At 35.9% G+C, this 18,579-nt stretch carries 24 protein-coding genes; 5 read left to right on the top strand and 19 right to left on the bottom strand.

Annotated elements, in window-relative coordinates:
- Nucleotides 1–172: 172 nt before the first annotated feature.
- Together ubiT and CUB63_RS09475 are read left to right on the top strand one after the other, a co-directional pair.
- Nucleotides 173–706, top strand: coding sequence for a ubiquinone anaerobic biosynthesis accessory factor UbiT (gene ubiT / locus CUB63_RS09480; RefSeq protein ID WP_006535669.1), 534 nt, complete (start codon nt 173–175; stop codon nt 704–706).
- On the top strand, nt 700–1,206 hold the full coding sequence (locus CUB63_RS09475; protein WP_109847948.1) for a GNAT family N-acetyltransferase: 507 nt from the start codon (nt 700–702) through the stop codon (nt 1,204–1,206). Before ubiT ends, CUB63_RS09475 begins: the two co-directional genes overlap by 7 nt.
- A 2-nt stretch (nt 1,207–1,208) precedes the next feature.
- On the opposite strand, the gene CUB63_RS09470 is transcribed toward CUB63_RS09475, so the two are convergent.
- A complete protein-coding gene (locus CUB63_RS09470) occupies nt 1,209–1,499 on the bottom strand; it encodes a GIY-YIG nuclease family protein (protein ID WP_072064543.1) in 291 nt (96 codons plus the stop codon).
- A gap of 287 nt (nt 1,500–1,786) precedes the next feature.
- Between CUB63_RS09470 and CUB63_RS09465 the strand changes: the two genes are divergently transcribed.
- Both CUB63_RS09465 and CUB63_RS09460 read left to right on the top strand, forming a co-directional pair.
- Nucleotides 1,787–2,038 (top strand): YdgH/BhsA/McbA-like domain containing protein, encoded by a 252-nt coding sequence (locus CUB63_RS09465; RefSeq protein WP_072064542.1) that lies wholly within the window; start codon nt 1,787–1,789, stop codon nt 2,036–2,038.
- A gap of 114 nt (nt 2,039–2,152) precedes the next feature.
- Nucleotides 2,153–2,593 (top strand): YhbP family protein, encoded by a 441-nt coding sequence (locus CUB63_RS09460; RefSeq protein WP_072064541.1) that lies wholly within the window; start codon nt 2,153–2,155, stop codon nt 2,591–2,593.
- Between the two features lie 23 nt (nt 2,594–2,616).
- Here CUB63_RS09460 and CUB63_RS09455 read toward each other — a convergent pair whose 3' ends face one another.
- The 15 genes from CUB63_RS09455 to argF all read right to left on the bottom strand — a co-directional run bounded on the left by CUB63_RS09455 (nt 2,617) and on the right by argF (nt 15,278).
- Nucleotides 2,617–2,979, bottom strand: a complete 363-nt coding sequence (locus CUB63_RS09455; protein ID WP_082147380.1) for a hypothetical protein — start codon at nt 2,977–2,979, stop codon at nt 2,617–2,619.
- Between the two features lie 177 nt (nt 2,980–3,156).
- Nucleotides 3,157–4,407, bottom strand: a complete 1,251-nt coding sequence (locus CUB63_RS09450; RefSeq protein ID WP_109847947.1) for an ATP-grasp domain-containing protein — start codon at nt 4,405–4,407, stop codon at nt 3,157–3,159.
- Nucleotides 4,408–4,416: 9 nt separating this feature from the next.
- Nucleotides 4,417–4,689, bottom strand: a complete 273-nt coding sequence (locus CUB63_RS17985; protein WP_006535661.1) for a 2Fe-2S iron-sulfur cluster-binding protein — start codon at nt 4,687–4,689, stop codon at nt 4,417–4,419.
- A 19-nt stretch (nt 4,690–4,708) separates the two neighbouring features.
- Nucleotides 4,709–5,614 (bottom strand): diiron oxygenase, encoded by a 906-nt coding sequence (locus CUB63_RS09440; protein WP_109847946.1) that lies wholly within the window; start codon nt 5,612–5,614, stop codon nt 4,709–4,711.
- A 27-nt stretch (nt 5,615–5,641) separates the two neighbouring features.
- Entirely contained in the window at nt 5,642–6,823 is a 1,182-nt protein-coding gene (locus tag CUB63_RS09435) for an MFS transporter (RefSeq protein WP_109847945.1), read from the bottom strand.
- A gap of 2 nt (nt 6,824–6,825) precedes the next feature.
- Nucleotides 6,826–7,389 carry an RBBP9/YdeN family alpha/beta hydrolase gene (locus CUB63_RS09430; RefSeq protein ID WP_006535658.1) on the bottom strand — a complete coding sequence of 188 codons (564 nt, stop codon included), beginning with the start codon at nt 7,387–7,389 and terminating at the stop codon, nt 6,826–6,828.
- A gap of 5 nt (nt 7,390–7,394) precedes the next feature.
- Nucleotides 7,395–8,180 carry an arylamine N-acetyltransferase family protein gene (locus CUB63_RS09425; protein ID WP_109399645.1) on the bottom strand — a complete coding sequence of 262 codons (786 nt, stop codon included), beginning with the start codon at nt 8,178–8,180 and terminating at the stop codon, nt 7,395–7,397.
- Between the two features lie 436 nt (nt 8,181–8,616).
- Nucleotides 8,617–8,826, bottom strand: coding sequence for a hypothetical protein (locus CUB63_RS09420; protein ID WP_072064540.1), 210 nt, complete (start codon nt 8,824–8,826; stop codon nt 8,617–8,619).
- A 26-nt stretch (nt 8,827–8,852) separates the two neighbouring features.
- Nucleotides 8,853–9,317: an anaerobic ribonucleoside-triphosphate reductase-activating protein gene (gene nrdG / locus CUB63_RS09415; RefSeq protein ID WP_072064539.1), complete on the bottom strand. Its 465-nt coding sequence runs from the start codon at nt 9,315–9,317 to the stop codon at nt 8,853–8,855.
- Between the two features lie 4 nt (nt 9,318–9,321).
- The gene (gene nrdD / locus CUB63_RS09410) at nt 9,322–11,460 is read right to left on the bottom strand and encodes an anaerobic ribonucleoside-triphosphate reductase (RefSeq protein WP_072064538.1); all 2,139 of its coding nucleotides are present in this window, start codon (nt 11,458–11,460) and stop codon (nt 9,322–9,324) included.
- Nucleotides 11,461–11,804: 344 nt separating this feature from the next.
- A complete protein-coding gene (locus CUB63_RS09400; RefSeq protein WP_006535650.1) occupies nt 11,805–12,191 on the bottom strand; it encodes a RidA family protein in 387 nt (128 codons plus the stop codon).
- A 326-nt stretch (nt 12,192–12,517) separates the two neighbouring features.
- Entirely contained in the window at nt 12,518–12,976 is a 459-nt protein-coding gene (gene pyrI, locus CUB63_RS09395; RefSeq protein ID WP_006535648.1) for an aspartate carbamoyltransferase regulatory subunit, read from the bottom strand.
- A gap of 13 nt (nt 12,977–12,989) precedes the next feature.
- Nucleotides 12,990–13,925, bottom strand: coding sequence for an aspartate carbamoyltransferase (gene pyrB, locus CUB63_RS09390; RefSeq protein ID WP_006535647.1), 936 nt, complete (start codon nt 13,923–13,925; stop codon nt 12,990–12,992).
- The gene (locus tag CUB63_RS17570) at nt 13,925–14,095 is read right to left on the bottom strand and encodes a hypothetical protein (protein WP_162556766.1); all 171 of its coding nucleotides are present in this window, start codon (nt 14,093–14,095) and stop codon (nt 13,925–13,927) included. The genes pyrB and CUB63_RS17570 overlap by 1 nt, the downstream gene beginning before the upstream one ends.
- Before the next feature lie 178 nt (nt 14,096–14,273).
- The gene (gene argF, locus CUB63_RS09385) at nt 14,274–15,278 is read right to left on the bottom strand and encodes an ornithine carbamoyltransferase (protein ID WP_109847944.1); all 1,005 of its coding nucleotides are present in this window, start codon (nt 15,276–15,278) and stop codon (nt 14,274–14,276) included.
- A gap of 184 nt (nt 15,279–15,462) precedes the next feature.
- Here argF and rraB point away from each other — a divergent pair, with 184 nt between their 5' ends.
- Nucleotides 15,463–15,897, top strand: coding sequence for a ribonuclease E inhibitor RraB (gene rraB, locus CUB63_RS09380; RefSeq protein ID WP_109399640.1), 435 nt, complete (start codon nt 15,463–15,465; stop codon nt 15,895–15,897).
- Nucleotides 15,898–16,007: 110 nt separating this feature from the next.
- Here rraB and CUB63_RS09375 read toward each other — a convergent pair whose 3' ends face one another.
- The 3 genes from CUB63_RS09375 to CUB63_RS09365 form a co-directional block, all read right to left on the bottom strand.
- Entirely contained in the window at nt 16,008–16,877 is an 870-nt protein-coding gene (locus CUB63_RS09375; RefSeq protein ID WP_109399639.1) for a pirin family protein, read from the bottom strand.
- 353 nt (nt 16,878–17,230) lie between these two features.
- Nucleotides 17,231–17,398 (bottom strand): YhfL family protein, encoded by a 168-nt coding sequence (locus CUB63_RS09370; RefSeq protein WP_006535641.1) that lies wholly within the window; start codon nt 17,396–17,398, stop codon nt 17,231–17,233.
- Between the two features lie 420 nt (nt 17,399–17,818).
- On the bottom strand, nt 17,819–18,328 hold the full coding sequence (locus tag CUB63_RS09365; RefSeq protein WP_109399713.1) for a GNAT family N-acetyltransferase: 510 nt from the start codon (nt 18,326–18,328) through the stop codon (nt 17,819–17,821).
- Between the last annotated feature and the right edge of the window lie 251 nt (nt 18,329–18,579).

Genomic DNA, 18,579 nt, shown 5'->3' with positions numbered 1-18,579 from the left:
AGCAAGATAAAAAAAGGTTTTGATTTAGGGCAGAGAACTCTGTTTTTTGCTTAAGTAAAATCAAAGAACTCAAAATGTGAACAACGGATTAACCGAATATTGATATAGGATCGCAGAATATCTGTCTATATCTGGCACAATAGCCCGTAATTTTATTTATAGGAGTCCGAACGTGTTTAACAAAATTCGTACCCATTTGGTTAAAGAGGGACCTCGTTTTTTACGTTACCCTTTACAAGTTACGCCATTTGCTTTGCAACGTGACATTTTAGAACAGTTCTTAAGTTGGCAATTTCGTGAATCGTTAGCTGAAGGTGATTTACACTTTTTAGAAGATAAATGGCTAAAAGTTGAGATAAGAGACTTACATTTACAGTGGTTTATCAGTGTTCGTGATGATAAATTAGTGGTCAGTCGCTTAGAGAAAGAAGATGTCAGCTTTAGTGGAAATGCTAATGATCTTATTTTAATAGCTGCCCGCAAAGAAGATCCTGACACCTTATTTTTCCAACGTCGTCTACAAATTGAGGGTGATACAGAACTCGGGTTATATGTTAAGAACCTGATGGATGCAATTGAATTAGACTCAATGCCATCTGTGTTGCGTTTTGGTTTATTACAACTGGCTGAGTTTGTAAAAAGTGGGCTTCAAGAAGAAAAAGAAGACACGCTACACAGCCATGAACTGAGCTCAACTTCATGCTAATACGTGTTGAAATTCCCGTTGATATTCCTGCAATTGATAACCTTTTACGCCAAGCGTTTCCGACAAGTGCTGAAGCTGATTTAGTCGGACACTTACGTGAAGAAGGGTTATTAACATTAGGCATGGTGGCAATTAGCGATGAGGACCAATTGATTGGCTATATCGGTTTTACACCTGTTGATATTGATGGAAAAGATTGTCAGTGGGTAGGGCTTGCACCACTTGCTGTTGCGCCTGATTTCCAAAACCAAGGTATTGGACGTCAACTGATTAATGAAGGGCTAGATAGTCTAAATGAATTTGGTTACGGTGCAGTTGTGGTGTTGGGTGAGCCTGAGTACTATCAAAAATCAGGATTTATCCCAGCTAAGTCACAAGGCTTACATTGCAAATGGCCTGATACAGAAGATGCTTTTCAGCTTTATGCGTTAGAAAATGGCAATGTTGATGATATCCATGGTTTAGTCAACTATTCACCATTGTTTGACCAATTTAGCTAAATTTATTTATCTTGTATTAAATACAGTGCAATGTCTGAAGGCTGGTCAATGATCAGCTTTTCTTTTTGCGTTTTTTTCAGCTGCTTTAATTGGTATTCAAGTTGAGAAGCTCGTTGTCTATCTCCTACCTGACAATAAAACTCTAGTAATAAAGGGCCTTTACCTTTCAGTGCTTTAGCGCCAGTTCCATTCTGATGTTGTTGAAAACGCCTCTCAACATTTGTTGTGATCCCTGTATAAAGAGAACCGAGACGATTTCTAACGATATAGAGTGACCATATTGTCTCCGTCATCATTTTTTCCTTTTCGTGCTATTTTTTCTTTTGATAAATAATACTTCTTAATTTTTTAAGTGAGTAATTTATCGTTTTATCAAAATAAAATCTATTAGATATATCAGTATGTTGTGAAATATTTGTGACAATAGGTTCTATCATTTAAAAAATAACATTCAATTTTTTTGAAAATGAACAGCAATTATTGCTAATTTTAAAGTTAAACGAAAGTGCATAATATGATCCACATCACAGAGAGACACTCCGCGATACTTAGCAAAATTAGAATATATTTGGAGTTTATTATGAAAAAATCTACATTAATCGCTGCTACATTAGCTTTAAGCGCTATTTCATTTGGTTCAATCGCATCTGATAGTGTATCAAAAAGTTCTTCGATGAATGGTGAGTATATCACAATCACAGGTAGTGATACTTTAGATGGTTTAACTGCTAAGATTGCCCAAATCGCAAAAGATGAAGGCGCAAAAAGCTTTAAAGTTGTAGGCGCAACAGGTGATAATTACCTCACTGTAGATGCTGAAATTTATCGTTAATATTAACTATTCCAGATAAATAACCTGCAATAAGAGACATTCGGAAAGACGCTAGTTTTGGTGATATAATTATCAACTAAACAGCGTCTCTTTGTGTGTCTATACAGGTATATTATGTCTTCTTCAGATTCGATCAAAATAATTAAACAATATATACGTGATAAGCATGTATTTACCTTATGCACAACACGTTCATTGAGTGATGTTTGGTGTGCTAATTGTTTTTATTGGTTTGATGAAAATCAGATGAGACTTGTTTTTCTTTCTGAAAAGAAAACACGGCATGCTCAAATGATGCAGGAAAATTTATTAGTTGCAGGAAGTATTAGCACCCAAGAAATTGCAGTATCCGATCTGCAAGGTATTCAATTTACAGGTTCGGTTGCTTTATTGGCTGGTAAGGACGACATCAATGCAAGAAAACATTATTGTTTACGTTTTCCTGTTGCATTAGCCGCCATCCATGTGCCTTTATGGGAATTGCAATTACAAGAAATTAAGATGGTCAATAATCAGTTAGGCTTTGGAACTAAGCTCTATTGGCAGCGTGACTAAACTTATTTTTTCTTAACTTTCTACTATTCCCAAAAATAATGATTTTTTTGTTCCCATCCTTTTAAAGACATACAAGAAGTGTAGAAGGTTTTTCTGTCTTCTTGATTAATGTCTTCAACATAGCTTTCTGTCATGGGTACACGTTCAGTGTAGGTTTTTTTATCACCACAATGGTCTTTATCATCCTTACGACATGTCTTTTGTACATCACGATAGACAGTCCGTTGTAGCACTTCTTTGCGGATAGGGTAGCGAGTATTGGCATCGAAATCGCAAATGAGTTTTGCTTCTTGTAACGTGTAATCTGATGCACCTTGAGGTTCCCAAGTAGTGCTACAACCCGAAAGTAAGATCATTGAAAATACAGAGAAGAGGGCCAATTTCATATCAAATATCATCATAAAAAGAATAGTGAATGGCGTTAATAATAAAACAAAACTAATCACTTTTACCATCTTTTTTGAAAATGATTCGCATTTGATAACAGGAGTGATTAAGTAAGTATTTGGATAACCTACTACTGGATAAAATATATAAAGACCAATATCGTAAGATTTAGTGAGTTATATAATACTAATTAATGCTCCTTTTTTTTCTAAATCAGCTACAACTTGTACATCGGTTGACAAAGCCAAATATTCTTCATTAAACAAAACAATTCTTCCATAAGATGTCACTAAATCAGTCGTTTTTTGTAAATAATCATTAGGTTTGTATTTACAGATGGTAAAACCATAGCTTTTTAAGGTACTACACTGTTTCTCAATATTTATTTCTTTTATATGCCCTTGATTGGGGGCGCAGAGAAAATACTCGACTGCATAACGTTGTAAAACAGGTGAAGTGCAAATTGCGTCTGTGAATTGGTGGGGGGCTATACGGACTAGTAGACTCATATCTATTAGAGAGTGTGAATTACATCGTTCAACAAGGCTTGGTCCAAGACCTCCATGCATTCTTGCTCCAGATTCAATCAGTACTGGGCCATTTGAAGACATAATTATCTCATTATGTGAAGTACCATTTTTGATACCGAGTGAAGTAAGTACAGATTTTGTATAGTCAACCAGTTCTGGAAATAGATTAACAGGCTCCGTAACCATCTGATGATAAATTGGAATGCCATTTACTTTTTGTTTTAGATACTTAAATATATTTACAATGAAATGTACACCATTGCTACTCACTGCATCTACTACATATTCTATACCATTGATTTTTTGTTCAATAAGTAATTCTTTGTTTTTATTTCCAGAGTAATCAAATGTATTTATTAACAAGTTAAATGTATTTTTTATTTCAGCCGTATTTTTACAGAAAAATACACCTTCGGTTCCAAAGGAACAAACGGGTTTTATTACATATTCCTTGAAGGGGTTTTCTTCACACCATGTTAATATTTTGGATAATTGACCCGAGCGATAGTGAGGAATGTAACGAATCCCATCAAGCATCAATTGTTTCTGCATCAGATATTTATCACGCCTAGCTTGGCTGAGTTTTAATAGATTAGGGAGTAGATTCCATCTATGACAAAGTAGATCAAAAATAAGAACTCCAGGCTCTGAACCACATATGATGAAATCAGGTGCACGCCCCAGTGCTAATTCTATTTGCTGTGCAGCTTCTTCATGTGAAGCATAATTAAACACAGCAGAATAATCCTCTTCCTTGAACGTAGACACAATCGTAGGAGGAAGATTATTATTTGTAATCAGAGCAATAACGTTATATCCATAAAGTTCTTTAACTCTATTTGCAAAAATAGCGCCACTGGAAAATGGATCTACGATCAATACATATTTATCGTTCATTTAACCTCCTTATATAATTTCAATCTCGAAATCTTCATCAGGAAAGGAACAACAAGCAAGGTAGATATTTTCAGCTATTTCCTTTTCTGATAAACAAAAATCGGGATTATTTCTGACTTTTCCATTTTTTAATTTATATTTACAACTACCACATATTCCCAAATGGCATTTGTGTCTAATAGGAATGTTGTGATGTAACAGATTATCAAGAACACTTTTATTGTTATCGACTAATAATTCACAATTAAGATCCTGGACTTGAATAATGCAGATAGATTCCATTTTTAGCTCATTATTGGCGCTATAAGCCAATTCTAGAAATAATAGCTTCCACAGATTCAAGATAAATATTTATCTCATTACAATTATCTGTTTCTTCAATGATTTCTCTCGCATAGGGCATGCGAGAAAGTCTGAAAGCTTCTTTCCAAGCTCCCAGTTCATTATTGGCAAATAAATCAGCAGTTCTTAACATAATATTTTTCATGTGCTTGCGTTCACTAAAGGTTAAATCTCGCACAATATCATAAGCAACATAGCTGAATACGCTTGAATGGCTCCATTCATCTTGAGCATGAACTTTTGTGACTTCATGGCAAAGTCTTTGAATACTATTATCTTCAGCCATGACTTTCAGATAATCAGTTATGAGGGTTTCGCTCGCACATGCTACTGCAAAACAAGTAAGCCTTCTTTGCCATTCTGCATTACAATCAGCAAGCATCATCTGGCGACATTTAATTAAATTAAAATCTGTATAATGTAGAGGCTCTAATCTTCGACGGTCGTATATATAGTTACAGGCTATTATTGACATTCTAGTATGTAATGCTTCATCCAGAAGGGCTTCGGACATTACATCCTGTAATTCCACTCTATTTATCGAATTTATTGGAGGACGTTTTATAATATCTTCACAGGCAGGCGTCACGACATCGCATTCTATATAGATTGTTTTTAGGTTATAAATACCCCATGCATAAGGTAAGCAACGGCTTTTAATATCTTGAGATGCTTCTCTCCATGCATCATGGTTTCGAAATGGCAATAACGATTCGCTAAAATCACTCTTTGATGGTTCAAAAGCTAATTCAGAATAATCAGTGTGTTTGTTGTTTACCGCTGCTCGGTTTTTCCAGAGTGCAGAAAGTTTTTTCAGCATAAATGCAACATTTTCACTATCTGGTATTACAATATCCTTTGTCATAATTAATTCCTTTTAAATATTAATTTCCTACTTATTTTCCCTGCGAATAAAACTCATAAAAATGGCACCTATAAGTGCGAAAATAGAAGAAATTATTAATGTATATTCCCATTGGGCCTCATCTAATAGTTTTCCATAAAAGACAGCAGATAGCGCACTACCCAGATAAAAGGCAAGCTGTCGTATACTTGTAGATAAAAGCATTCTCTTCTTGGCAAAACCTGTAATTGCAAGAGTATCCAATAATGGCATTAGGCAATAGTTGAGAAATAGCCTAATAAAATAGAGTGAGGTGAAAATGATTAACGGTATATTATATGAGGCTAGATAGAGGCATAACGCAGTTAGTATACCCACAATAATAATAGTTGGCTTTAGGGGGAAGTTTTTAACTAAAAGTGGGGCACATAATGCACCAATGATGCTAACAATTTTATCTCCTCCCATTATTAAGGCCATTTCACTGACATTTATGGAGTAAGCTAGGCTAATCACAATATTTATAAATCGAAAAATGAGAGTAATAGAGGCTCCTAGAAGTAGTGATGCAATGAATAGAGCGACGAAATTCTTCCACTCCATATTGTTATCCCAAGTAAATTTTCTAATATCTCGTTCAGGTTCTGAGATACCTTGGATAGATTTCGCACGAAAATAAATCATTAAAAGAGAAACTATAAAAGATGCAATGAGAAGCCCTTGGTAATTGGTTAAGGCTGTTGCGGGAGAATAATAGGTTACTAAACTGGTTACTACTGAACCTATCATTGCTGCCCATAAGTAAGAAACAAAGAAATAACTGAATAATGTTGTTCTATATTCAACCTTAATGTTGGAACCAATCAAAGAATTTCCCAAAGATAAGAGAGCTATCATGCCAGAAAGGATAAATCCTAATGCGATAGCACTACTCCATACGGATGTCAGTATTGGAAGTAAAATAAATGGGATTGCATAAACAAATGAAAAAAGAAGGAGTAACTTTTTTTGAGACATTCGTCTACTCAAATAGATCAGAGGAATTACGGCACAAGCCATCATTACCATTGCTATTGCATATATGTAACCTGTCGTAGTCTTGTCTACACCACGAGTTTCAAGATAAAAATTATATATAGCATCGAATATCCCATTACTTAATCCCATCAAAAATGTTGCGATAAGAAAGTGAAGCACAATAGGATTGAAATGTTTAATCTTTCTAAACATTGTTATACCTTTTTTCTTGTATGTAATAATGGGATCCTCGTGAATTCTTCAAATAATTTTTCACCTTCTATCCATTCGCCATATCCAGATGCGCTATGAATATGTCCAGCCCCTTGAACGCAATATGTTTTACTTCCCCACAATTCAGCGAGTGCACGTGCACGAGTTTTACTGAGGTATTTATCATTATCGCTATATATCAGTAATGATCGTACACCTAATGGTGTTGATGGTAGTGGTCGTTGCTGATGAATTGGAGAGATTGCTGATTTAGCATCTACATCGGCTGGTGCTACAAGGATAATGGCTTTTATTTTGTTACATCTGTTAGAAGATGCCCACTGCGCAATAGTGACTGCACCACAACTATGACCAAGAAGTATAATATCTCCATCGGTTTTATTAATAATTTCGTTAAGTTTTTCAATCCACTCAGAACGGGAGGGATTATTCCAATCATTTTGTTGTACACGAGTGACATTGGTATATTTTTTTTCCATATAGGATTGCCAATGATCTGCACCAGAATTTGTATATCCAGGAACGATGAGATAAGTCGCTCTCATTTAATTTATTCCTCTCGTATTTGTTGAAAGGGAATTTCAATGCCAAAATTTTCTAATAACAAATCCGATAGTTCTCGTTTATTCGCAATTTGAAAAGATGAAGATAGATATCCTCTAACTTCAGTAAAAACATTATTTCGGATACTTATTCTTCCATTTTCTTTTGGTAAACTAGCAACTATATTGGTATTAAGAAGACTTTCTGAGGAATTAATTGTGTAAAAATGAGCCATACTTATATCGGGTTCTAGTGCCTCTATATCGTGAAAGGCATATATATTTTCCCAAATTGCATCATGTTGACTATTTTCCTTTATTGAAACAATCCACCCAAATTCAGAATGCCAATTAACTTTTGAAGAAAGAAAAGAATGCTCATGTACATAACCATCTATCAACATCAGTGGTGAGCGAGGTCCTTTTGCACCATATCCAATATCAAATATCCATTTGGTTTCATCAATTGTTACAATAAAGAGTAGATGTGTTGTAGGTGTTATTAATGGAGTTAAAAGCCTTGCTAACCTAACACTATACGAGTAGCCAATGTGCTCAAAGAATGATTTAATTAAAATAGAAAAATCAAAACAAATGCCACCTCTTTTATTAAATATTATTCTATTTGCAATATTTTGATAAGAAAGAAGTTTAAAAGTGCTTTTTTTCATTTCAATATTTTCAAACGGAATAGAATAAAAATGTGCATGATGAAATTTAGATAGAAATTTATAATTTGCAACTAATGGAAGATCTATATTTAATCGCTTTAGATAATGATGTATGTATTTCATATTTATTGATCTCTAATTTAATTTCTATCTGGAATTATAGAAAAGATAAATAATGCAATCATAATTTTAAATCTTTAATTAAAATATGGGTTGTTAAAAACATATTACATAAAAAAATCCTGATCAATATTTTTTTTACTAAATTGAATCTTTTATTAATAGATGCGGTTATTTTAATTTCTTTGTATTTTAATTATATTTAAATATATTGATTTAATAATAATTATTTTATTTTTTATTTTGATATTTTTAATGATTTTTATTTTAAATATATTTAATTAAATTTATAGTTGAAATGAAAAATGAGAATATTTAAATAATTATTAATTATATTAAAAGGCCTGATCCCAGTTGAATATCGAAATCAGGCCTTACAAGTTACTTAATAAAAGTGTCCAATTTCAAGGATCCACTTCAAAAAATGGGCTTTTAGGTGTTATTCAAATGATGAAAGATTTTTTTCTATCTCTGCATCTATTTCAGTGTGTTGAAGATGTTTAACACCGAGTTTCTTTTTCAATTCAGTGCCTAGCTTCACGAGTTGTTCTCGATTCGCTTTAGACTGCTTCTTACCCCATTTTTTTAAATGGTAGTTCAGTTCATGATCTTCAGAAAAGCTTACATATTTATTATCACTTAAAGGCATACATCCTCCAGTTAATTCAATGTGTATTATTTCAACTTATGGATCACCTGATTACTACTACCACGCCACAGTAATGCGGGATCATAAAGTTCTTGTATGAATTTTCCATCAATCAGTACGTTAATATAGTTAACGACTTCTTGCTGCTCTGGGGTTAAGTCTGCTAGCAAATAGCCAGTCCAAACCCAAATATCTTTTTCAGGGCATTGCGTTTTAACACGTTTTACCAATTTTAATATAGCAGAAAGATTTTGAGGGTGTAGGGGATCGCCACCTGAAAGTGATAATCCTTGTCGTTTGATTCGACTGTCTTGAAGATCGGCAATAATCTGATCTTCCATCTCTTGTGTAAATGGCTTGCCTGACGTTAATGACCACGTTGATTTGTTATAACAGCCTCGGCATTGGTGTATGCACCCTGAAACAAACAGGGTGCAACGAGTACCTGGACCATTGACAACATCAACAGGGTAATATTGATGGTAATTCACACTCTTAACCTAACTGACCATTTGCCAGATGTTTCACACGACGTTTAACTTCTTCTTGCTTACCCGCATTAAATGGACGTGAATCTGGGCTACCTAAATATCCACATACACGGCGAATAACAGACACTCTCGCTGGATTGTGATTACCACAACGTGGGCAAGTAAACCCTTTGCTAGTGCAAGAGAATTCGCCGGTATAACCACAGTCATAACATTCATCAATCGGAGTGTTTGTCCCGTAATAAGGAACTCGGGTATAGCTGTAATCCCACACATCTTCTAATGCTTTAAGGTTATGTTGTAAGTTGGGATATTCGCCATAGCAAATGAAACCGCCATTGGCTAATGGTGGATAAGGTGCTTCAAAATCTAGTTTGTCGTATGGATTTACTTTCTTTTCAACATCTAAGTGGAAGCTATTGGTGTAATAACCTTTATCTGTAACACCAGGAATAATGCCAAACTCAGCTGCATCTAAACGACAGAAGCGATCACATAAGTTTTCACTTGGTGTGCTGTAAAGGCTAAAGCCATAACCTGTCTCAGCTTTCCACTGATCTGTGGCTTCGCGTAGACGATTGATAATCGCCACCGCTTTTTCTCTTAAGATCTCGTCATCAAAAACGTGAGTTTGAGTACCAAACAGTGCATTAATGGTTTCATGGACACCGATATAACCTAATGAGATTGATGCTCTGCCATGTTTAAAGATTTCAGCTACATTATCATCTGCTTTTAAGCGAACACCACAAGCACCTTCCATATAAAGGATTGGGGCAACACGGGCTTTGACGTTTTCTAAACGAGCAATACGTGTCATCAGTGCTTTTTTCGCTAATTCGAGGCGAGAGTCAAGTAGTGACCAAAACGTGGCTTCATCACCTTGAGCTTCAATAGCGATACGCGGTAAGTTCAGGCTGATAACGCCTAGGTTATTACGACCTTCATGGATCATCTCACCATTTTCTTCGTAAACACCTAAGAAGCTACGGCATCCCATCGGCGTTTTAAATGAACCCGTTACTTTAACCACTTGATCGTAATTTAAGATATCGGGATACATGCGTTTACTTGCACATTCAAGAGCAAGTTGTTTGATATCGTAATTAGGATCACCAAATTTATGGTTTAATCCATCTTTAATGGCAAAAACGAGTTTAGGGAAAACCGCCGTTTTACGGTTTTTGCCTAAACCCGCCATACGATTTTCAAGAATAGAACGTTGAATTAAACGTGCTTCTTTTGACGTACCAAGGCCAAAACCAAAAGTGACAAATGGTGTTTGTCCATTAGCGGTATGTAGTGTATTAACTTCATACTCTAAAGATTGGAATGCGTCGTAACACTCTTTTTCAGTGCGCGCATTGGCATAGGCTTCTTTATCAGCAATTTGCCATTCTTGCGCGACTTTATAGTGTTTGTCATAACTTGATTTTACAAACGGCGCTAATACTTCATCGATACGATTTATCGTTGTACCACCATAAATATGGCTTGCTACTTGTGCGATAATTTGTGCAGTTACTGCTGTTGCTGTTGAAATAGATTTAGGGGGTTCTATTTCTGCATTTCCCATTTTAAAACCATTGTTTAACATGCCGTTAAGGTCAATTAGCATACAGTTAAACATAGGGAAAAACGGTGAATAATCGAGATCATGATAATGAATTTCACCGCGCTCATGAGCGAGTACCACATCTCTTGGCAGGATATGTAATTTTGCGTAATGTTTAGCCACAATACCCGCAAGTAAATCACGTTGGGTAGGGATAACCTTACTGTCTTTATTCGCATTTTCATGAAGAATAGAGACATCACTTTGTTCGATAAGACCTCGGATTTCCTGAGTTAATCTTCCTCGTTGCTCACGGGCAACATCTCGGTCATGACGGTATTCAATATAGGCTCTGGCAACATCTTTATGCTTGCCAGCCATCAGCTGATTTTCTACGGCGTCTTGGATCTCACGGATATCGACATTCGAACGTCCTGCGAGAGATTGTGAAACAGATTGAGCGACAGATACGCAATAATCATCATCAGTGATCTCACAAGCTACGGCGGCTCTTTTGATAGCATCGCTGATGCGGGTTTGGTCAAAAGAGACTTTACATCCGTCTCGTTTTATCACTATGGTTTTCACAATCTTACTCCTTAACTATTTATCCACAGGCTCAAATCCCATAAAAGCAGGTGATGGCACAGCATTCAGGCTCATTGTGGATAAGATGTGTATAATTACTATATGTTGTAGGTCTGTATGTATTAAAGCACAATATATAGTTATTGGCAGGAAAATAATCTTCATTAAAACTGATCTACATCAAGGTATTTTTGCTACATCAGGCATCAAGAGGGATTGGCAGAATTGTAAATATGCGCCAAAAACAGAAGTGATAAATTATTCATCAAAAAGTGAGAACATAAAAAAAGCAAAGTGCTCATAAAGAGACCTTTGCTTTTTTATGGCTTGCTATTGAGACGAAATTAACGGATAGCGATAACTTCGATTTCTACTTTTGCATCTTTTGGTAAACGTGCAACTTCAACACAAGAGCGAGCAGGGAATGCAGCGTTATGCTCTTTGAAGAATGCTTCATAAGCAGCGTTGATTGTACCAAAATCATTTAAATCTTTTACGAAAACAGTTGTTTTGATGATATTAGCAACAGTTAAACCTGCTTTTTCGATGATTGCTTTTACGTTTTCTAAAGATTGACGAGCTTGTTCTGCTGCATTATCAGAAACAAACTCACCGGTCGCAGGATCAACAGGTAATTGACCTGAAGTGATCACTAAATTACCTAAATCAACGCCTTGTACATAAGGGCCAATTGCTGCAGGGGCTTTATCGGTATTAATTTCGTAAGACATGTAGAACTCCTGTTTTTTATAAGATTAAGACTAACGCTTGATTAGCACGGCGCTATTATAGCCAGTGCTGTAAGTTAGCAATATGACAGATATCAGGCTTTATCATAAAGTCTGTAAGTATAAAAAGAAAATGAACATAGAGCTGAATTACGGTTTAGCGCTAGTTTTAGCCCATAAAAATACTAAAGCTATAGTAATATTTTTTATAAAAAAGAGGAAATAGACTATTTCCATTTTTACTAAAAATAGTCTTGAGGCTTTTAAGAGATAATTATTCTTTTTTTTATAAAAAACTATCTGCCCTTGCGAGCAGATAGTTAAAAGAATTAACGAATAACCGCGTGGCGTTCGAATTCTTTTTCACAGTACTTGCAGGTTAATACAACATCTGAGGCCAGTTTTTTGACTCGGAAACTACTTTGTACTGGCTCGTTATGGCTAATACAGTTGCTATTAGGACAAGGCACCACATCTTCAAGTAATTCTGGCAAGCTTAATGCCATCTTATTAACGACTTGATAATCATCGATAATATTGACCGTTGCTTGAGGTGCATACATGGCTAAACGGTTTGCTTGCTCAGAGGTTAAAAAGACATTTTCGATTTTAATTAAGTCTTTCTTACCTAAATTTTCTGAAGGTAAATTAAAACCTACTGTTATTCTTTCGTCCGTTTCTGTTAAGCGAAACAGCGAAAGAATTTTAAAGCCCACCTGCGCTGGAATATGATCAATAACAGTCCCACGTTTGATAGCTTCAACTTTTAGTTTGTGATCATGTGTCATGGTGTGCTCCTTATTAAAGAACTAAGTTTTTATTTAGAACTAAGGCAAGTAATGCCTGACGTGCGTAGATACCGTTGCCTGCTTGTTGGAAATAATAAGCGTAAGGTGTTTTATCGACATCTGTCGTAATTTCATCAATACGTGGCAGTGGATGTAGGATCTTGAGGTTGTCTTTAACATTCACTAAATCTGCGCTAGTTAAAACAAATTGTGCTTTTACATTCGCGTATTCAGAGGGATCTAAACGCTCTTTCTGTACGCGTGTCATGTAGAGAATATCCAGCTCTGGCATCACTTCATCTAAGGTTTCATGCTGGCTATATTCAACGCCATTTTCTTCCAGTAAATGAAGAATATGCTCTGGCATCGCAAGTACTTTAGGGGCGATAAAATAGAGATGATTACCTTTAAATTTCGCTAATGCTTGTGCCAGAGAATGCACAGTTCGACCATATTTTAAGTCACCGACCATCGCGATATTGAGATTATCTAAACGGCCTTGTGTTTCTTGAATGGTAAACAAATCCAGCAAAGTCTGTGTTGGATGTTGGTTTGCGCCATCACCTGCATTGAGTACCGGAATATCGCCAGCAAACTCAGAAGCTAATCGCGCTGCGCCTTCTTGAGGATGGCGAATCACAATGGCGTCAGCATAAGTACGAAGAACTGAGATGGTATCTGCCAATGTTTCACCTTTTTTACCCAGTGACGTGTTGCTTCCATCTGAAAAACCAACAACTGATGCGCCGAGGCGCTGGATAGCTGTCTCAAATGATAAGCGAGTGCGTGTTGATGCTTCAAAAAAGCAGCTCGCAATCACTTTGTCTTTCAACAATTCGTTATTAGGTTGCTGTTTTAGTTTGTTAGCAACGTGAAGAACAGACTCCAAATCTTCCCTGTCCAGATCATTGATGGAGATAATATGCTTTTGGTAGAGCGGATTAGTCATTAGAGTTCTCCTTTAGCGATGAATTGTGCGATGAGTGGTTTTTTATAGGCCAAAAAAAACCCCTCAATAAGAGGGGTTTTAAAAAATTGAATTATTGGAAAAAAGAGAATGCGCTTGCGACCAGTTAAGGTGCTTGTTTTTGTTACGAATTGGAATAGGCGCTGTTTCATCTTTCCTCCTGACAAATTGTGGCGCATTATACGCATCTTAGTGTTGTGCGCAAGCGTTTGCTTTTGCTTTTTACAAAAAAAATTTTTTTAATTTAAAAATCAATAAGCTTGAGGTAAAACGAAGAAAACACCTATTTTTTCATCAATAAAAAATAGGTGTTTTGCATGATTATGTATTTTAGAACGGATTGGCAAGGGTCGCTACCATCACGGCTTTTATGGTGTGAAGGTGATTTTCTGCTTCATCAAACACAATACTGTGTTTTGATTCAAAAACCTCATCAGTGACTTCAAAACCACCATATAAATTAAACTCTTTAGCTAATGTTTTACCCATTGTGGTTTCTTCATCATGAAAAGCGGGTAAACAGTGAAGGAATTTAACGTCTGGATTGCCTGTTAATTTAATTACATCCATATTAACCTGATAAGGCTTCAGTAACGCAATACGCTCTTTCCAAACTTCTTTTGGTTCACCCATAGAGACCCATACATCGGTGTAAAGAAAATCAGCATTTTCGACACCTTCAGCCACATTTTCAGTGAGTGTGATTTTTCCACCATTTTTCTTGGCAATGTCTTGGCATTGAGCCACTAAACTTGCTTCAGGCCAACATGCTTTAGGTGCAACTAAACGTAAATCCATACCAGTTAATGCTGCCGCTTCTAGCATGGTATTTCCCATATTATTACGAGCGTCACCAAGGTAAGCAAAGACTGTTTCTGATAATGGTTTAGTTTGGTGTTCAGTGATAGTTAATAAATCTGCTAATAACTGTGTTGGGTGAAATTCATTGGTTAAACCATTCCAAACAGGTACACTTGCATAGTGTGCAAGTGCATCTACCGTTTTTTGTCCGTAACCCCTGTACTGAATACCATCATACATACGCCCTAATACTCGAGCGGTATCTTTTATCGATTCTTTATGCCCAATTTGGCTTCCACCCCCTAAATAAGTCACTCTTGCACCTTGATCAAATGCAGCAACTTCAAATGCACAACGGGTACGTGTTGAGTCTTTTTCAAAAATCAGTGCGATATTTTTTCCAGTAAGATATTGAGTTTCTTTGCCTGATTTTTTGGCTTTTTTCAATTGTGCTGACAATGCCAGCAATTGCTGAATTTCTGCAGGTGAAAAATCAAGTAAACGTAAGAATGATTTTTGATAAAAAGGGTTCATAGAGTGATATCCTGTCGTTGAATTTATATTCAATTTATATCAATAAATATTCACCATCAACCCCTAAAGGAAAACTTTTAATTTAAACAGTATGCGATAAGGGCATCATATTAAGTATGGAGTGTTGATCCTGCCTGTGGGAGAATGAACAAGATACCTTTTCAGACTATTGCGGAGCATGATTATGGCGGACAGCAAAGAGTTAGCAGAACAACGTGAAGAAACACGTCTTATTATTGAAGAATTACTGGAAGATGGCAGTGATCCTGATGCACTGTATGCCATTGAGCACCATATTTCTTGTGAAAATTTTGAAACACTAGAAAAAGCAGCTGTTGAAGTTTTTAAATTAGGTTACGAAGTGACAGAGCCTGAGGAAATCGAAGTCGAATCAGGTGAGATCTTATTTTGCTTTGATGCTGTGAGTGAAAGTGGTTTGAATGCTGAACTTATTGATGCTCAAGTTGAGCAATTAATGAATTTAGCTGAAAAAATGGGTGTCTATTACGATGGTTGGGGGACTTATTTTGAAGATCCTGACGCAGAGTATGATGATGAAGACAGTGACGACGAAGACGGCGAAGAAGAAGAGTCTGATAAGTCATCACGCTTACATTAATTTTTGCTAAATGTTGTCCCTTTGTACCTGATTTATCAGTGCAAAATAATAGTACCAGCCACAAAATCGTTACTTTGTGACTGGTACTATTGGTTTTAAGGGGAGAGCTATTAATCCATCACACCAAATTTGCCATTGTCATAATCATCAAAAGCCTGTTGTAACTCTTCTGGCGTGTTCATTACAAAAGGCCCTTGTCCTGCAATAGGCTCATTAATGGGCTCACCAGTTAGAATTAAAACAATGGTGTCACCCATTGATTCTAATGTCAGTGTATCGCCATGATTATCTAACATCACCATATCGTGTTGACGTGCAATTTCACTGTCATTGATATGTACAGCACCTCTCACCACAAACAGCATTGCATTATGGCCTTCAGGAATACTGTGATGTGAAACACCCGCGCGATTTAAACGCAGATCCCACACATTTAGCGGTGAGTAGGTCATTGCCACACCTTGTGTATTGGCATAATCACCCGCAATCACTCTGACATAGCCTTGGCTATTAGGTAATTCAACATGAGGGATATCCTCTGCTTTCAGCGCCTGATAACGAGGCTCTGTCATTTTGTATGCTGTCGGCAGGTTTACCCAAAGTTGCACCATTTCTAATACGCCACCCTCTTTGGTCATTTTTTCAGAGTGATATTCTTTATGCAAAATACCAGAAGCAGCGGTCATCCATTGCACATCACCTGCGGTAATAGTTCCTGCATGGCCTTTAGAGTCATGATGAGAAACCTCACCTTGATAAGCGATTGTCACAGTTTCAAACCCACGATGAGGATGCGCGCCTACACCACGGGCATTGGTAACAGGTTTAAACAGTGTTGGTTCAGCATAATCCATCAGCAGAAACGGGCTATGTTTCTCACCATTTTCCTGATAGGAAAATAAGGTGCTGACTGGAAAGCCATTGCCTACCCAGTGTGAATTTGGCGCCGAATAAATATGATTAATCTGTCTGATAGTCATGATTGTTCTCCAAGTTTAGGAAAGAAACCGCAATAACCAAGACACAGAAGGAGGTAATACAGATTATTGCGATTTCTTAATGAAGCTGATCATAAAGTGTTCGCGATATGAACAAAATAGGGGGATTTTGTTGATGGTGTTCAAAAAAAATGAATAACTTGAGTGGATAAAAATAAAAGATCTGTAATAAAGAAAATAGAAACAATAAATAGGTTATATTTGAATAATTGAGTAAGGATATTTTAATTGAATAAATTTAATTATTGTTTTTTCTATTAAATAGAAAAAACTACATTCTTTCTTAGCAACAATAAGCCAGAATGTAGTTTATTAATACGATTGTTTCTTAAACTTTATTTATTTGTGTCGCCACAACCACCAATAATTTTAGAAACAGAAACGGCTGGGTGCAGTAAGTAGTCATAGTTACAGTCTTTTTCTTTATTGTATACGCTACCAGTACAACCAGTCATTACAGTAATGACAGAAGCAATAAGTGCAATTTTAACAAAGTTTTTCATCAAAAATTCCTTTTAAATTTTAGAGTGATAAAAGCCAATACATGACTTTATCTGTATAAAGATATTAAATTAGCTATAAATAGCAATATAAAAAAATCTTTTTTTTAAAATATAAAACAAGATAAATAATATTTTATTTAAGAGGGGGGATCTAATTATCTAGAGTAAAATGGAAAATAATTTAAACTTGTGAGTTTTAATAATATTTAAGATAAAAAATTCATTAATAATTTTTTAATGATATTTAATTAAGAAACTAATTATGAAAACAAACATAGAAATATACTGTGTTTATACCATTTTGATGAATAGAATTTGTGCTAATAGATGCTATTAGGGCTAATAAAAACCCGCATAAGAAATACGGGTAAAGTAGAGCTTATTTTATTTATGGTATGGCGTAGGGAACAGCAAGAACGCTTAAAGTGGCTTCACCATACGGATCTCACAATCACTATGTCCAGTGTTACCTAATGCTTCATCAATAAATTCGAATCCTAGTTTTTCGTATAAACCAACAGCCGCTTTTAAGATATCTGTGGTTTCTAAATAGCAGCGGCTAAAGCCTTGCTCTTTACCAAATTCAAGAGATTGCAGAACGATTTTTTTCGCAATACCTTTGCCGCGCAGCTTGGATGAAAGATACATTTTTTGTAATTCACAAGTATTGCCATCACCACCAGCAAGTGGTGCGACACCGCCACCGCCAACAACTTCTCCATCCATTTCTACCACCCAGTAAGCACTGCGCGGTTGATGATAAACTTCATAGAGAGTATCTAAAATCGGATCGGCAACCGCAAAGCCTTTATCAGCAGTTAAACCATGCTCCGCAGAGACTTCACGAATAACGCGTGCAATACCTGCGTTGTCTTTTTCTTCAATAGCTCGGATAACAATATTTGGGGTTATAGTTTGGATTGCAGTCATAGTTGCACTCATCGTTTCACTTATTAGTAGAATATTTTTTGATTATTTATTGAGAGAGCACCGGAAAGGAACTTCTTCATTGAAAGTAGCGCGGATGGCTACAAAAACTATCTTAATTGATTAAGCGTGTTTGTAAACCGTAAACCTTTTTTCTTTGCTTACTTACCCTCTTTATTGCTAGCGTTATATTTTAGTGGGTGATTAAATTTAAGAGAAAATAAGTAATAGAAAGACATATTAACGAGAATAGA

The sequence above is a fragment of the Proteus penneri genome, assembly GCF_003144535.1.
Lineage (GTDB): Bacteria > Pseudomonadota > Gammaproteobacteria > Enterobacterales > Enterobacteriaceae > Proteus > Proteus penneri.
This window is presented reverse-complemented; position numbering and strand designations above follow the sequence as displayed.

Coding starts and splice junctions, on each gene's coding strand:
- CUB63_RS17985 (WP_006535661.1), bottom strand. CDS start 4,689: ATGGAATCTATCTGCATTATTCAAGTCCAGGATCTTAATTGTGAATTA.
- CUB63_RS09465 (WP_072064542.1), top strand. CDS start 1,787: ATGAAAAAATCTACATTAATCGCTGCTACATTAGCTTTAAGCGCTATT.
- CUB63_RS09420 (WP_072064540.1), bottom strand. CDS start 8,826: ATGCCTTTAAGTGATAATAAATATGTAAGCTTTTCTGAAGATCATGAA.
- CUB63_RS17570 (WP_162556766.1), bottom strand. CDS start 14,095: ATGAAACAGCGCCTATTCCAATTCGTAACAAAAACAAGCACCTTAACT.
- CUB63_RS09455 (WP_082147380.1), bottom strand. CDS start 2,979: ATGAAATTGGCCCTCTTCTCTGTATTTTCAATGATCTTACTTTCGGGT.
- CUB63_RS09375 (WP_109399639.1), bottom strand. CDS start 16,877: ATGACTATCAGACAGATTAATCATATTTATTCGGCGCCAAATTCACAC.
- CUB63_RS09470 (WP_072064543.1), bottom strand. CDS start 1,499: ATGACGGAGACAATATGGTCACTCTATATCGTTAGAAATCGTCTCGGT.
- CUB63_RS09435 (WP_109847945.1), bottom strand. CDS start 6,823: ATGTTTAGAAAGATTAAACATTTCAATCCTATTGTGCTTCACTTTCTT.
- pyrI (WP_006535648.1), bottom strand. CDS start 12,976: ATGACACATGATCACAAACTAAAAGTTGAAGCTATCAAACGTGGGACT.
- CUB63_RS09365 (WP_109399713.1), bottom strand. CDS start 18,328: ATGACTGCAATCCAAACTATAACCCCAAATATTGTTATCCGAGCTATT.
- CUB63_RS09425 (WP_109399645.1), bottom strand. CDS start 8,180: ATGAAATACATACATCATTATCTAAAGCGATTAAATATAGATCTTCCA.
- CUB63_RS09370 (WP_006535641.1), bottom strand. CDS start 17,398: ATGAAAAACTTTGTTAAAATTGCACTTATTGCTTCTGTCATTACTGTA.
- CUB63_RS09450 (WP_109847947.1), bottom strand. CDS start 4,407: ATGAACGATAAATATGTATTGATCGTAGATCCATTTTCCAGTGGCGCT.
- CUB63_RS09460 (WP_072064541.1), top strand. CDS start 2,153: ATGTCTTCTTCAGATTCGATCAAAATAATTAAACAATATATACGTGAT.
- CUB63_RS09475 (WP_109847948.1), top strand. CDS start 700: ATGCTAATACGTGTTGAAATTCCCGTTGATATTCCTGCAATTGATAAC.
- rraB (WP_109399640.1), top strand. CDS start 15,463: ATGGCGGACAGCAAAGAGTTAGCAGAACAACGTGAAGAAACACGTCTT.
- pyrB (WP_006535647.1), bottom strand. CDS start 13,925: ATGACTAATCCGCTCTACCAAAAGCATATTATCTCCATCAATGATCTG.
- CUB63_RS09440 (WP_109847946.1), bottom strand. CDS start 5,614: ATGACAAAGGATATTGTAATACCAGATAGTGAAAATGTTGCATTTATG.
- CUB63_RS09430 (WP_006535658.1), bottom strand. CDS start 7,389: ATGAGAGCGACTTATCTCATCGTTCCTGGATATACAAATTCTGGTGCA.
- argF (WP_109847944.1), bottom strand. CDS start 15,278: ATGAACCCTTTTTATCAAAAATCATTCTTACGTTTACTTGATTTTTCA.
- CUB63_RS09400 (WP_006535650.1), bottom strand. CDS start 12,191: ATGTCTTACGAAATTAATACCGATAAAGCCCCTGCAGCAATTGGCCCT.